Origin of the sequence: Paenibacillus sp. USDA918EY, assembly GCF_009870825.1 — a bacterium.
Classification (GTDB): domain Bacteria; phylum Bacillota; class Bacilli; order Paenibacillales; family Paenibacillaceae; genus Paenibacillus_AQ; species Paenibacillus_AQ albilobatus.
The window spans coordinates 1-14,068 of sequence record NZ_WTWY01000022.1; the positions used below are offsets into that span (position 1 = coordinate 1).

A 14,068-nucleotide genomic window follows, 5' to 3' on the forward strand; every position below is an offset into this window, starting at 1 on the left:
TTTTCAAAGATCAAACACTTCGTTTTCGTCGCCGCCGTTATGTTCAGCAGCAACTCTTATATAATATCACGTTCTATCGAACATTGCAAGAACTTTTTTTTAAGTTCTTTTTTGATTTCTTGTTCCAACCTTCGTTTCCGTCGGCCGGATTTATAATTTACCATGATTAGCAGTTTGCTGCAAGCGACAAAATTTTACAATCGCAAACCGGTTTATTTGCTTCTTCCTTTTAATTAATGAAAGAAGTCTGCCCAAGCAATTCATTCGCTCAGACAGACTCCCGGCCTGCAGTCCAAAGTGATCTTATTTTCGTTCTATTATATATGCTCCGCCACAACCGTAAAACGTTCATTGATATGTTTCGGATTTTCGAGTTCGTCGAGTACGGCGATGGCATAATCCGCGTAACTGACGTAGCTTTCGCCTTTGGAGTTTACAAGCAGATGGTCTTTGCCTGTTTTATAAGCTCCCGTTCTTTTTCCCTCCGGATCAAAAAACGCCGACGGACTGAGGAACGTCCACGTGATCCCTTCCGCCTGCTGCAGATCCTCCAGGTTTTTGCCCTGATTGGATGCTGTCGGGTAATAGATGCTCGGGAAGTCCGGCGTATCCATTACTCTTACTGTTTTAGCTTCGTCCGCAAACAAGCTGCCGGCTCCGCCGACGACAAACAGCTTGGTGCTCGGAGCTCCTTTTAATGCATGAATGAGTACTTTTCCCGCTTCCACGTGAAGATGCTCGCTTCCCGGAGGCGCCGAGAATGCGTTCACGACGACGTCGAATGGCTGCAGATCCGCAGCCGTCAAATCAAACAAATCCTTCTCGATGACCGCAAGTTGGCCGCCTTGCCATTTGGATGCGTTCCTTACGATGGCCGTCACCTCATGTCCGCGTTGGAGCGCCTCTTGAACGATCAGGCTTCCCGCTTTTCCGGTGGCGCCAATGACTGCGATTTTCATAACATGTTTTCCTCCCCCGTATGTTAAAACAACCTGTAATATCATTGATTACATGTAACCATAATAGTTACAGATGAACGTTTTGTCAACCGTCTTTCCAAATGCATGTTTGTATGCGCCGCATTACTTGTATGGATAGTATGGTCATGATATAAAAGATTATATTCGTAAAGGAAGAAAGAAGGGGTCGAAGATGTCCATCAGCAGCAGATTTTCCGTCGCGATACACATTTTGTGCTTGCTGGCCATCAGCAAAGACAGGAGTGAAAGCACTTCGGAGTATATTGCCGGCAGCGTCAATACGAATCCCGTCGTGATCCGCAAAGTCATGGGCATGCTGAAAACAGCGGGGCTGGTTCATGTGCGCGCAGGCGTGCCCGGGGCTGAACTTGCCAAAGAATTGTCCGGCATTACGCTTTTGGACGTATACAAGGCGGTGAACGTCGTGGCCGAAAACGATTTATTCAGTTCCCATGAACATCCCAACCCGGAATGTATCGTCGGGCGGAACATCCAGCAGTCGCTGACCAAGCAATTTTCCGCAGCCCAAAAAGCAATGGAACATTCCTTGGAGCTCGTTACCCTTGCCGACGTGGTTGAAGATATTTTGAAATCCGAAAACGTGAAATAAATAAGAACGGTAAGAAAACTAAGAAACGACGAAACGAAAAACGAGGCCGATCCCCTTGCACGGAGGTTCGCCTCGTTTTCCGTTTCATTATTTATAAGATAACTTCATTGTTGGGCAGGTTTTTTCAGCAGCGGCTCCCAGCTGAGTCCTTCCCCGCAAATTTGAATGCGCAGGTCCGAAATCTTTTTCAGCGCTTCCTCCCGCCGCTGTTCCAGCGCGTCGACGGATTTGGCATGCAGCAGATCCAGCTCTTGCCGCGTAACCTCCGCCCTGTTCGCAATATCCTGCTTGCTTTTCGTGATGATGGCGTTCAATCTTTCCGTTTGCTGCTTATAGATTTTCGCGTATTCCTGCTGTGCTTTCGTTTTGCTGATTTTCCCGTAGTAGTATTGATAGATGGGACTGCCATAATAGCTTTTGCTTGAAGCGTGCTTCAATCTTTGCATCGGACTGTCATAGTAGTTTTCATTGACCGCTTTGCTGTATTTGAACGCGGCGCTGTCCAAATAGTTTGGATTGATCGCCTTGCTGTATCTCCACGTTTTGCTGTCAATGAAATTTTCGTTCAGCGCCGTACTATAGACCCACATGGTGCTTTCCCGGTAGTCGCGGTTGGCGGCCGTGGCGTAAAGGTTCATCGGGCTGCCCCGGAAGTGCTGGTTAATGTATTTATCATAGGTTCTTAGGGCATTGGCTTTATCCCGGTCATCCCCGTATTTTTCCTTCAATTGGTTATAATCCGTTTCCAGCGTTTCGTCCCACTGTTTCAAATCCGACAACACCTTGCTTTCGAGCTCGGTCATGGTTGCCGTGTATCGGGTCAAATACTGGTTATAGCTGGTCTCGATTTGCTGCTGATAATTTTTGTAGGAGGTGGTCATTTTCTGGTTGTAGGCGGTGTAGTCGGCTTGCACCTGATTGATCCATTTGGAATCGGCCGCGCTGGCTGAACCTGCCGGGAAAACCATGACTAAGGCAACCGCCAGGCTTAATACCGTCAACAGGGGTTTGAAGACGGCTCGTTTCATTCGCATCTCACCTTTCGTTTGTTTTAGGGGCCGAAGCCATCCATATCTTACCCAATGAAGGGATGCCTTCCAATACGCAAATAATAAAACCTTACTTTAGAACCATGAAATCGATGCTTTGGTAAGCAAAGCCGGCTTCGCATTAGAGCAATCCGCCATCAACGAATGCAGGCGCGGTAGGCCGAAGGCGACAATCCCGTGTACCCTTTGAACTGCCGCGAAAAATAGGCCAGCTGCATGCCGATCTGGTCGGCGATATCCGAAACGGCGGTGTCGGTGTAAGTCAGCAGCCGTTTGGCTTCCTCCATCCGTTTGCGCTGCACGTAATGCATCGGCGTGACTCCCATGATCTTTCTAAAATAGGGAATAAAATAATTCGGATGCAGGTGCACGATCTCCGCCAGCTGCTCGATTTCCATCGGTTCATGCAAATGCGTTTGGATATAGGTTAATACGTTTCCGAGCTTGCTCCGTTCCGCCTGCTGCATAAAATCTTTCCAAAAATCCGTATAACCCCCGTCCTCCAGGCAGCATGCCAGCATCGTCAAAAGGCAGGCCTGGGCCCGAAGCACCGAAAAAGGCCCTCCCCGGTGAAACAAATCCACCAGCTCCGTGAAGGTCGACTCGATAAACCCCGGGTCCCGGGCATCGCATATGTACAGTTTTCCGTCGGCCGGGAACAAAGGCCACTCCCCCACCTGAGCGTCAAAATGGCAAAAATAACGCGAATACGGATCTTCCTGATCGGTTAATGCCATCTGGTTTGTGCCTGCCGGCATAATCATCATCTGATTGGGTTTTGGTTCGTATTTGACCCCGTTCAGGGTAACCGAACCGCGGCCTTCCGCAATAAAATACAACCGGTGAAAGGACGGGGCGATTTCCGTCCGGTTCCAGCCGGGAAAACCTTTTCGATATTGGGCGTAGCTGATGTTTAACGTCAGTCCTTCCGGCATCTTGCCGGCCATGTCCAGCGCCAGTTCCACGAGACCCTCCCCCTTTTCGTCCCCCTTATTGTACCATCGGCGATTTATCCAAAACACCTTAATTTTGTGCAAAACACTCTTAATCCAAGTTATTCTCATCTCTTTCGATTCGGGCTAAGCTTAGGGGGAATAGCAAGAGAAAGGGTGAAATTCCGGCATGGAAAAGGTTCGCTATGGCATTATCGGAATTGGAAATATGGGCGTCTCTCACGCTCACAACCTGTGCGGGGAAATCCGGGGGGCCGAGCTGACAGCCGTCTGCGACACGAACCCCGAAAGACTGGAATGGGCGAAGCAGCATCTCCCGGAATCGGTGCAGCTGTTTGACGAACCCGAGGCGTTCTGGGCGTCCAAGGCGATGGATGCCGTGCTGATTGCGGTGCCGCATTACGATCATCCGGGGATGGCCGTCAAAGCCTTTGAAAACGGTTACCATGTGCTGGTGGAAAAACCCGCCGGCGTGTATACCAAAGCGGTAAGGGAAATGAATGAAGCGGCGGCGAAAAGCGGCAAGCAATTCGGCATCATGTACAACCAGCGCACGAATCCGCTGTACATCAAGCTTCGCGACCTGATCCAATCCGGCGAGCTCGGCGAGGTTCGCAGAACGAACTGGATCATCACGAACTGGTACCGCTCGCAAAGCTACTACGATTCGGGCGGCTGGCGCGCCACTTGGGCCGGCGAAGGCGGCGGCGTGCTGCTGAACCAGGATCCCCACCAGCTGGACCTGTGGCAGTGGACGACCGGCATGATGCCGAAACGCGTCCGGGCATTTTGCCATTTCGGCAAATACCGGAACATCGAAGTCGAAGACGACGTGACCGCTTACGTCGAATATGAAAACGGAGCCACGGGCGTGTTCGTGACGACCGTCGGGGAAAGCCCCGGCACGAACCGTTTCGAAATTACCGGAGACAACGGCAAAATCGTCATCGAAAACGATAAATTGACCTTCTGGCGTCTCCGCGTTCCCGAACCTCAGTTCAACCGCGAATACAAAGGAGGATTCGGGCAGCCGGAGTGCTGGGTGTGCGACATTCCGGTGGCGGGCGGCGGCGGGCCGCAGCATAAAGGCATTTTGCAAAATTTCACGAACGCGCTCCTGCACGGCGAAAAGCTGCTTGCGCCAGGCGAAGAAGGCATTCTCGGCCTGACCATCTCGAACGCGATGCATTTGTCCGCCTGGACCGACGATTGGGTCGATCTGCCGCTCGACGAGGATCTTTTTTACGAAAAGCTTCAGGAAAAAATAGCACACTCCACGTTCCGCAAAGATCCTGCCGCAGCCGCTGTCCTGGACGTAAAAGGAACGCATTAATCCCTTAACGAGGAGGCATAAACCAAATGAAACTTTCCGTATTTACCGTAGCGACCCCGGACCTGACCCCCGAAGAACTGGTTCAAGCCGCCAAAGAAGCCGGGCTTCACGGCGTCGAATGGCGGTTCAAGGAAGTGCCGGAGGCCGTAGCGGGAGAGCAGCCTTCCTTCTGGGGAAACAACCTGTGCTCCATCGATCCCTCCCTTCCGGAGCCGGAGATGCTTAAATTCAAACAAGCTACGGAGGATCAAGGACTCGAAGTCGTGAGCGTGACCCCTTACTTAAACGAAATGAAGCTCGACGAAACGGAGCATGCCTTCCATGCGGCCCGCCTGCTAGGAGCAAGCATGATCCGGATCGGCGTGGCCCCTTACAATAAAACGTTATCCTATCCGGATTTGTACGACAAAACGGTGAACTATTTGAAGGAAGCCGAACGGCTTGCGAAGCAATACGGCGTCAAAGGCGTCGTCGAAACGCATCACGGGACGATCGCGCCAAGCGCGGGACTCGCCCACCGTCTCGTAAGCCACTGCGACCCGGATCATATCGGCGTGCTGCTCGATCCGGGCAACATGGTACACGAAGGTTTCGAGCATTACCGCATGGGCATGCAGCTGCTTGGCCCATATTTGGCGCATGTCCATATAAAAAACGCGCGTTTCGTGCAGGAAGGCAGCCGCGAGGACGGCACCGCCAAATGGCGGTCGGAATGGGCTCCGCTGCGGGAAGGCGTCATCGATTTTGCCTCGTTCGTCGAGGACTTGAAAAGCGTAGGGTACGACGGGTACCTCGGCATCGAGGACTTCAGCGCCCAATATGACTCCCGCGAGCTGCTGAAGCAGTTCGGCCAATTTATGCGCGAAAGGATGTAAACGGATGACAGCTTCAAAACAGGACGGAATGAATTACGCCCCGCAGGGCAAGCCGAACCATGTCGTGAAGCCCGGCGAATTCGTGTTCGCGGCCGCCGCGCTCGATCACGGGCATATCCACGGCATGAGCAAAGGGCTGGTCGAAGCCGGGGCAACTTTGAAATGGGTGTACGACCGCGATCATGCCAAAGCCGAGAGCTTTGCTTCCAAGTTTCCGGGAGCAAAAGCAGCGGACAGTCTGGAGCAGGTGCTCGAAGATCCGGAAGTGCGCCTCGTTGCGGCCGCCGCTATCCCTTCCGAACGCTGCGCGCTGGGACTCCAGGTCATGGATGCGGGCAAGGATTACTTTACCGACAAAACGCCGTTTACGTCATTGGAGCAGCTTGAAGCGGCACGGGCGAAGGTCCGGGTAACCGGCAAAAAATATATGGTGTATTACAGCGAGCGGCTTCACGTCGAGTCCGCCGTGTACGCGGGGCAGCTGATCCGTGAAGGCGCCATCGGCCGCGTGCTGCAGGTTACCGGGTTCGGCCCGCATCGATTAAGCGCGTCCTCGCGCCCGGAATGGTTTTTCCAAAAGGAAAAATACGGCGGCATTGTATGCGACATCGGCAGCCATCAAATCGAACAGTTCCTCTACTATTCCGGCTGCAAAGACGCAAAGGTGCTGCACAGCAAAATCGCCAATTACAACCACCCGGAATATCCGGAGCTTGAAGATTACGGCGACGCGACGCTGGTAGGCGACAACGGAGCCACCCAATATTTCCGGGTCGACTGGTTTACGCCGGACGGGCTCGGAACATGGGGCGACGGCAGGACGTTTATCCTCGGCACCGACGGGTACATCGAGCTGCGCAAATATATCGACATCGCCAGGGATTCGGCCGGAGACCACGTCTACTTGGTGAACAAAGACGGGGAGCGCAGATTCGACGTGAACGGGCAGGTCGGGTATCCGTTTTTCGGGGAACTGATCCTCGACTGCTTGAACCGGACCGAACATGCGATGACGCAGGAGCATGCCTTCAAGGCGGCGGAATTATGCTTGAAGGCGCAGGAAATGGCCGTCCGCGTTTCATAACGTATGGCCATGCCAAATTTTACGGACAGGACGGGAATCGTCATGCAAAAGTTAGGAGCAGCGATTATCGGCTGCGGAGCCATCTATCCCCTTCATGCCGGCTCGATTGAGGAACTGGAGGACGCTGAGCTGCGGATGGCGATCGATACGGATCCGGAGAAAGCGCAAGCCGCGGCAAGCCGTTACGGATGCGAAGCCGCCGCGGATTACAAGGTGCTGCTTGAACGGGAAGACATTCAAATCGTGCATCTGTGCACCCCCCATTACCTCCATGCCGAAATGGCCATTGGGCTGCTTGCCGCCGGCAAGCATGTCCTGACGGAAAAACCGATCGCGGAAAACGCCGCGGCGGCGAGAGCGATGACCGAAGCGGCGAAAAAAAGCCGGAGCCAGCTCGGCGTTACGTTCCAAAACCGCTACAATGACGCTTCGCGGATCATTCATGAATATATCGCATCCGGCGAACTGGGCAAGTTGGTTTGCATGAAGGGCATCGTTACTTGGAACCGCGGCCGCGCCTACTATGAAAGCGGTGCGTGGCGGGGCAAATGGGCTACCGAAGGCGGCGGCGTCCTGATTAACCAAGCCATCCACACCTTGGATTTGCTGCAATGGTTCGGCGGCGAAATTTCTTCCGTGAAAGGAAGCGTAACCTCCGATACGCTGGAGGACGCCATCGAGGTGGAGGATACGGCACATGCCTGCATCGATTTCGCAAACGGCGCCAGGGCGTTGTTTTACGGGACAAACGGATACGGCACCGATTCCCCCGTGGAGCTGGAGATCGTATTCGAGCATGGCGTGTTAACGCAGCGGCGGGATTCGCTGTACCTATGGAAAGACGGAAATGAAACGCGCCTGAGCGAGCCGCCCCATTCCAATTTTGGGGGCAAATCCTATTGGGGGCCGAGCCACCGGAAACTGATCGCCGATTTTTACGCGCATGTCCGGGAGGATCGTCCGTTTTGGATCGACGGCGAGGAAGGCATCAAGGCGCTGCAGCTGATCGAAGCATTGTACGAGCGAACCCGAAGCGGCCAAGGGCTGCGGTTTCCTCCGTCTAACGCCGTGCTTTCGAAGTAACAACGGGAAGCTATGAGATGATGTTAAAAAAACTCCCACACCGATTCTGCCGGTTCGCACTGCGACCCGCAGGTCGTTCGGCGTGGGAGTTTTTATGGCGTGAGATACCAGTTATACCTTCTGTCTTCCGGCACCGACAGCCTTCATTTGCCATATACGAAGAAACTGCATTACAATAGAAGTTAAAAGAAATAATATTGGAAACGGGGTGATGCTGTGAGCGGTTTTCAACAGGAATTCGGGGATGGCGGTGCCAAATACATCGTATCCGGCGATTCCATCTCCAAAGGTGTCGTGTATGACGAGGTTCGAAAAAAATACGTCGTTCTAGAGGATAACTATGTATCGCTGCTGCAAAGCAAGCTGAAGGGCGCCGTCCGCAATACGGCAAGATTCGGAAATACGCTGCTCAAGGGAATAAGCAATCTGAAAAAGGATGTCGTAAAGGAGAAGCCGAACATCGTGCTGATCGAATACGGCGGAAACGATTGCGATTATAACTGGAGCGAAATTGCCAAAGACCCGGGCCGCGAGCATCTGCCGAAAACGGATTTTCATACGTTCGAAAAAGTGCTGACGGAAACGGTCAACGAGCTGAAAAGCCAGCAAATCATCCCGATTCTGATGAGCCTGCCTCCGCTGAACGCGGACAATTATTTCAAATGGGTCACGCAAAACGATCCGGAGGCGCAGCAAAACGTTATGAAATGGCTCGGCAGCGTCACGAAAATCTATTGGTGGCAGGAACGATACAACTCGACCATTCTCAAGGTATCCGAGCTGACCAAAACGAAATTGATCGACGTTCGCGGCGCGTTTCTGCAGCATCCCGACTTCACGAAATTTATATGCTCGGACGGCATTCATCCGAATGAGGCCGGCCACCGCATCATTTTCGACAAAGTGGTGGAATTCGTCAAAACGAATTACAAGCATCTGCTGCTGGACGGCGGAACAAACGCCGCCTGCGAAGCATAAAACCATAAATCACCCCGCAAAGCGGGCCAAATCATAAATCAGACAAAAAGAATTCCCCTCGGAGATCTGGGCAAGCCGAGCAGCGCATGATTCATTCGCGCGCCCGGGCCTGATTCCGAGGGGGATTTTTGTTTCCGTACGAAGCTGCCGAGGGCCGATGCAACGGAACGATGCCGGCATCCCATGTGCTTTTGCGGGGGTTACTTGATTTCGAAAGCGGTCCGTACCGGACGGATCTTCCAAATGTCGGATGCGTATCGCTTGACGGTGCAGTCGCTGGAAAAATGGCCGGAATGGGCGATGTTGACGACCGATTTGGCGGCCCAATCATGGGCGTTCAAATACGCCCGGTCTACGGCGGCATGCGTATCGGCATAACCCGCAAAATCGCGCAGGACGAAAAACTCGTCGTTATGATCGAGAAGCGACTGGTAGATGAACTCGAACTCGCGGTCATGGCGGCTAAACGGACCGGGATGGACCAAATCATCCAGCACGCGTTGGATCCTCGGGTCGCGCTCATAAACCTCCCTTGCCAAATATCCTCCATGATTGTAATAATCCAGCACTTCCTCCGAACGAAGCCCGAACAGGAACATGTTCTCCGCCCCGATGCGCTCATGAATTTCGACGTTGGCTCCGTCGAGCGTGCCGACCGTCAGCGCGCCGTTCATCATGAACTTCATGTTGCCCGTCCCGGACGCCTCTTTGCCCGCCGTGGAGATCTGCTCGCTGACATTGGCGGCGGGGATGATTTTTTCGGCGAGGGAAACGGAATAGTTTTCGAGGAACACGACTTTCAATTTGCCCTCCATGCGGGGATCGTTGTTGACCGTGTCCATGACGGCATGAATCAGCTTGATGATGCATTTCGCCAAAAAATAAGCCGGCGCCGCCTTGGCGGCAAAAATAAACGTGCGGGGCAAACGATCCACGGACGGATCGTCTTTCATAAGGTGATATAGATGCATAATGTGCAAAACGTTTAACAGCTGCCTTTTATAGGCGTGAAGGCGCTTCGCCTGCACGTCGAAAAGCGAGTCCGGATCGACCGAAACGCCCTGCTTCTCCCGGATATAGTCGGCAAGGCGCAGCTTGTTTCCGCGTTTGATCCTTCCGATTTCCTCCAGAAAAAGAGGGTCGTTTTGAAAACGCTCCAATTCCTGCAGCCGATCGGGATGTTCGATCCAGCCGGTGCCGATGCTGTCGCAGATGAGGCCGGCGAGCTCGGGATTGGCGTGCATGAGCCAGCGGCGGTGGGCGATGCCGTTGGTTTTGTTGTTGAACCGTTCCGGGAACAGGCCGTAAAAAGGCTGCATGACGTCCGTTTTCAAAAGCTCGGTATGCAGCCGGGCCACGCCGTTCACGCTGTAGCTGCCGACGACGGCCAAATGGGCCATCTTTACCTGCCCGCTTTCGATGACGGCCATCCGGGATACGAGATCCTGCCTGCCCGGAAAACGTTCGAGGAGCATGCCGCAAAAACGTTTGTTGATTTCCTCGATGATCATGTACACCCGCGGCAGAAGCTCGCGCACCATATGAATCGGCCATTTCTCAAGCGCTTCGCTCATCAGCGTATGGTTTGTATATGAAACCGTCCGGGTGGTGACATCCCATGCCTCATCCCAGCCGAAGCCTTTTTCGTCGATCAGGATCCGCATCAGCTCCGGGATGACCAGCGTCGGATGTGTATCGTTAATATGGACGGCGACCTTCCGGGGAAGTTCGGTAAAGGGGAGCCCCAGCTTCCCGAAAGTCCGCAGCACGCTCTGCAGCCCCGCCGAGCATAAAAAATATTGCTGCTTCAGGCGGAGCAGCTTGCCCTCGTATCCCGAATCGTCCGGATACAAAAATTCGGAGATGGATTCGACCGAACGGTTATAGTCCAAAAACGTATAATACCCGTTATTGGGCTGCCCGTTCTGGGCCCTGAAGCGCATTTTGGCCGGATCGGCCGCCGATTCCGCGCTCCACAGCCGGAGCGTATTGACATGGGCGCTGCCGTAACCGACGATCGGCACGTCATAGGGAACGGCCCAAATTTTTTCGTCGCCCACCGTTTCGAAGACCGTCCTGCCGTTTTTCTCGGACACCTCCACGCGGCCCCAAAAGCTGACCTCAACCCGCTTATCCTCCCGGCGTTCCTCCCACACGTTCCCTTTTTGCAGCCAGGGATCCGGGAGCTCCACCTGATGTCCGTCGACGATTTTTTGCTCGAACAAGCCGTATTTATAACGGATGCCGCAGCCGTGTCCCGCAAAACCCAAGGAAGCGAGCGAGTCGAGAAAACAGGCGGCGAGGCGGCCAAGCCCCCCGTTCCCGAGGCCCGCGTCCGGCTCCTGCTCTTCGATCGTTTCCAAGTCCCAGCCCAGTTCCTTCAATCCTTTCCGGACGGTGTCGTATACGCCGAGATTCAGCACATTGTTTCCGAGCATGCGGCCGACCAGAAATTCCATCGAAAAATAATAAACCTGCTTTTCCCGGTTCGTTTTGTAAGCCTGATTGGTTCCGGCCCACTCGCGCCCGATATGTTCACGAATAAGGCTCCCGAGAACCCTGTATATGTCGTCTGCCGTCGCCTCCTCAACGTTTTTCCCCAAGCGGCTGACAAGCTGTTCTTTAAACACCGTTGTGAATAATTCCATATCGTAGAACAAAGAAGTTATCCCCCTGACGCGTTAAGTTTAGATCGCGGTGTCTTTGGCAACCACAAAAGGCTTCTTTACGTCGCCTTGAAGTTTGCGGCCCTTCGAGATGGTGACATCTTTGTCCAGAATGACGTTTTCCAGCACCGCATCCCCTTCGATGACGCATTTTTGCATAATGATCGAATTATAGATCCGCGCCCCTTCCTTGACCTGCACCCCGCGGAATAAAATGCTGTTGTGGACCGTTCCCCCAATCTGGCAGCCGTTGGCCACCAGCGAATTGCTGACATCCGCCGATTCCGAATATTTGGCCGGAACCTCATATTTGATTTTGGTGTGAACCGGCTGTTCCCGGAACAATGAATTGTATTTTTCCGGCTGAAGCAGCTCCAGGCTGTTGCGGTAGTAGCTCTCCAACGAGTTGATTACGGCATGGTAGCCGTTGTATTCGTAGCCGGCAATACGCAGCCTGCCGCGGTTTTTCTGGATGGCGTCGCGGAAAAAATGGCTTTCCCCATGGGCGATGCATTGCTTGGCGAGATGAAGGAACAGCTTTTTCTCCATGATGAACATTTCCATATAAATATTGGCGTGGTCCTGCTCGAGATGGATGTCCGTCACTCTGCCGCTTTCGTCCACGTCTAATCGGGTGCAGTATTGGTGCTCCGGCCGGAGCCGGTCCACTTTCGTGTAGATCAAGGTCACGTCGGCTTCCTGCTTCAGATGATAGTCATAGGCCGCGCAAAAATCGACATTGCTCAAGTGCTGGCTTCCGGTATAAATGACATATTGGGCGGAACCGCGTTCAAAAAAGTCCTGATTATTATGAATATGCTGCATTTCGCCGCTGGAAACATCGGACGGGTCATTCCAGTCGGGAGGGAGAATGAACAGCCCGCCCCGTTTGCGGTCCAAATCCCACGGGCGTCCTTCGCCAAGGTGATCCAGCAGCGAGCGGTATTTACGGCGGACAAACAGCGCGATATCAAGCACGCCCGCATGCATCATATTGGACATCACGAAATCGATCAGCCGGTACCTGCCGGCAAAAGGCACGGCCGCGCCGCAGCGGAAATAGGTAAGCTCGTTCAACAAATCCAGCTCATGATCCAGATTGATGACTCCCATGAGTTGCTTCATAAAGGCACCGTCCTTTTTTTGACTATTTAGATTTTGTATGCCCTCAGATGATCGTTGTTGGAGTTGATGTTTTCGAGCCTGCCGCCATGTCGCTGTCGCCATTGATCAGCGCGATCCCCCCTTCTCCCTCCGGATATCCGCCGATGACCGTCCCATCCTCAATTACCATGTTCTCGGCAACGATCGCACGGTGAATCCGAACATTCCGTCCGATCTTGACCTGAGGCATGATGACGGAATCCTTCACCACGCTGCCTTCCCCCACCTCAACCCCGTAAAACAGCACGGAATGGCTTACCTCGCCGTACACGGTGCAGCCTTCATTGATCATGCTATTCCGGACTTTGGCACCGGGCGCGATATATTCGGCAGGCTGGTTCGGATTCCGCGTAAAAATCCGCCACCCCGGATCGTTTAAAACAAGCTTCGGATGCTCCGATAAAAGATCCATGTTCGCTTCCCACAGACTGTCGATCGTTCCGACGTCCTTCCAATAGCCGTCAAACGGATAGGCGTACATCTTTCTTCCATCGGAGAGCATCATCGGAATGATGTCTTTGCCAAAGTCATGGCTTGTGCCCGGCTGGTCCACGTTTTGCAGCAAATAGGTTTTCAACACATCCCACTTGAATAAATATACGCCCATCGATGCCAGAGTGCTCCTTGGCCGCACCGGTTTTTCCTCGAATTCATAAATGCGAAGCTCTTCATCGGTGTTCAAAATGCCAAACCGCGTGGCTTCCTCCAAAGTCACATCGATCACGGAAATGGTGCAGTCGGCGTTATTTTTCTTGTGGTGTTGCAGCATTTGATCATAATCCATTTTGTAGATGTGGTCTCCGGACAAAATCAGCACATGCTCCGGATCGTATTGCTCGATAAATTTCAGGTTCCTGAAAATCGCATCCGCCGTGCCCCTGTACCAGCTTGTTCCGTCTTCCCGCTCATAAGGCGGCAAAACGTAAACGCCCCCGCTCCGATGCTCCATATCCCAGTCTCTGCCGATCCCGATATAGGAATGGAGCACGAGCGGTTCGTATTGCGTAAGCACGCCGACGGTATCGATCCCCGAATTGGAGCAGTTGCTAAGCGTAAAATCAATGATCCGGTAGGTTCCGCCAAAATAAACCGCAGGTTTGGCCAGCGTTTTCGTCAAGCCTTTAAGCCGCTTGCCCTGTCCTCCTGCCAGCAGCATGGCTACGACTTCCTTTCTTCTCATGAAAAAACCTCCTTCAATCATGTTCAAGGACGAAACCTGCAATGATGGGTATGTACGGATATCGCAAGATGCAAGCTTTGTGCAAAACGGTTGAACGTACGGAACGAAACTTC

12 protein-coding genes are annotated in these 14,068 nt (G+C 53.2%); 6 read left to right on the forward strand and 6 right to left on the reverse strand.

Going from position 1 to position 14,068, the window contains the following annotated elements:
- Positions 1-317 precede the first annotated feature (317 nt).
- Entirely contained in the window at positions 318-959 is a 642-nt protein-coding gene (locus tag GQY55_RS27605) for an NAD(P)-dependent oxidoreductase (RefSeq protein WP_160045144.1), read from the reverse strand.
- A gap of 193 nt (positions 960-1,152) precedes the next feature.
- Here GQY55_RS27605 and GQY55_RS27610 point away from each other — a divergent pair, with 193 nt between their 5' ends.
- The gene (locus GQY55_RS27610) at positions 1,153-1,590 is read left to right on the forward strand and encodes an Rrf2 family transcriptional regulator (protein WP_160045145.1); all 438 of its coding nucleotides are present in this window, start codon (positions 1,153-1,155) and stop codon (positions 1,588-1,590) included.
- Positions 1,591-1,694: 104 nt separating this feature from the next.
- Here the strand turns inward: GQY55_RS27610 and GQY55_RS27615 are convergent, their stop codons facing one another.
- Both GQY55_RS27615 and GQY55_RS27620 read right to left on the reverse strand, forming a co-directional pair.
- Positions 1,695-2,618 (reverse strand): hypothetical protein, encoded by a 924-nt coding sequence (locus tag GQY55_RS27615; RefSeq protein ID WP_160045146.1) that lies wholly within the window; start codon positions 2,616-2,618, stop codon positions 1,695-1,697.
- Positions 2,619-2,776: 158 nt separating this feature from the next.
- Complete coding sequence (locus GQY55_RS27620) at positions 2,777-3,604, reverse strand: AraC family transcriptional regulator (protein ID WP_236575913.1); 828 nt, start codon at positions 3,602-3,604, stop codon at positions 2,777-2,779.
- Between the two features lie 157 nt (positions 3,605-3,761).
- Between GQY55_RS27620 and GQY55_RS27625 the strand changes: the two genes are divergently transcribed.
- From GQY55_RS27625 to GQY55_RS27645, 5 genes are all read left to right on the forward strand, one after another.
- Positions 3,762-4,925, forward strand: a complete 1,164-nt coding sequence (locus tag GQY55_RS27625; RefSeq protein WP_160045147.1) for a Gfo/Idh/MocA family protein — start codon at positions 3,762-3,764, stop codon at positions 4,923-4,925.
- A 26-nt stretch (positions 4,926-4,951) separates the two neighbouring features.
- Positions 4,952-5,800 carry a sugar phosphate isomerase/epimerase family protein gene (locus GQY55_RS27630; RefSeq protein WP_160045148.1) on the forward strand — a complete coding sequence of 283 codons (849 nt, stop codon included), beginning with the start codon at positions 4,952-4,954 and terminating at the stop codon, positions 5,798-5,800.
- Positions 5,801-5,804: 4 nt separating this feature from the next.
- A complete protein-coding gene (locus GQY55_RS27635) occupies positions 5,805-6,884 on the forward strand; it encodes a Gfo/Idh/MocA family protein (protein WP_160045149.1) in 1,080 nt (359 codons plus the stop codon).
- Positions 6,885-6,926: 42 nt separating this feature from the next.
- A complete protein-coding gene (locus tag GQY55_RS27640) occupies positions 6,927-7,967 on the forward strand; it encodes a Gfo/Idh/MocA family protein (protein ID WP_160045150.1) in 1,041 nt (346 codons plus the stop codon).
- A 216-nt stretch (positions 7,968-8,183) separates the two neighbouring features.
- Positions 8,184-8,945 carry an SGNH/GDSL hydrolase family protein gene (locus GQY55_RS27645; protein ID WP_160045151.1) on the forward strand — a complete coding sequence of 254 codons (762 nt, stop codon included), beginning with the start codon at positions 8,184-8,186 and terminating at the stop codon, positions 8,943-8,945.
- A gap of 200 nt (positions 8,946-9,145) precedes the next feature.
- On the opposite strand, the gene GQY55_RS27650 is transcribed toward GQY55_RS27645, so the two are convergent.
- From GQY55_RS27650 to GQY55_RS27660, 3 genes are read right to left on the reverse strand one after another with little or no spacing between them, the layout of a single operon-like run.
- Entirely contained in the window at positions 9,146-11,605 is a 2,460-nt protein-coding gene (locus GQY55_RS27650) for a glycogen/starch/alpha-glucan phosphorylase (protein ID WP_160045152.1), read from the reverse strand.
- 27 nt (positions 11,606-11,632) lie between these two features.
- On the reverse strand, positions 11,633-12,736 hold the full coding sequence (gene glgD / locus GQY55_RS27655; RefSeq protein WP_160045153.1) for a glucose-1-phosphate adenylyltransferase subunit GlgD: 1,104 nt from the start codon (positions 12,734-12,736) through the stop codon (positions 11,633-11,635).
- A 43-nt stretch (positions 12,737-12,779) separates the two neighbouring features.
- Positions 12,780-13,955: a glucose-1-phosphate adenylyltransferase gene (locus tag GQY55_RS27660; RefSeq protein ID WP_160045154.1), complete on the reverse strand. Its 1,176-nt coding sequence runs from the start codon at positions 13,953-13,955 to the stop codon at positions 12,780-12,782.
- Positions 13,956-14,068 lie beyond the last annotated feature (113 nt).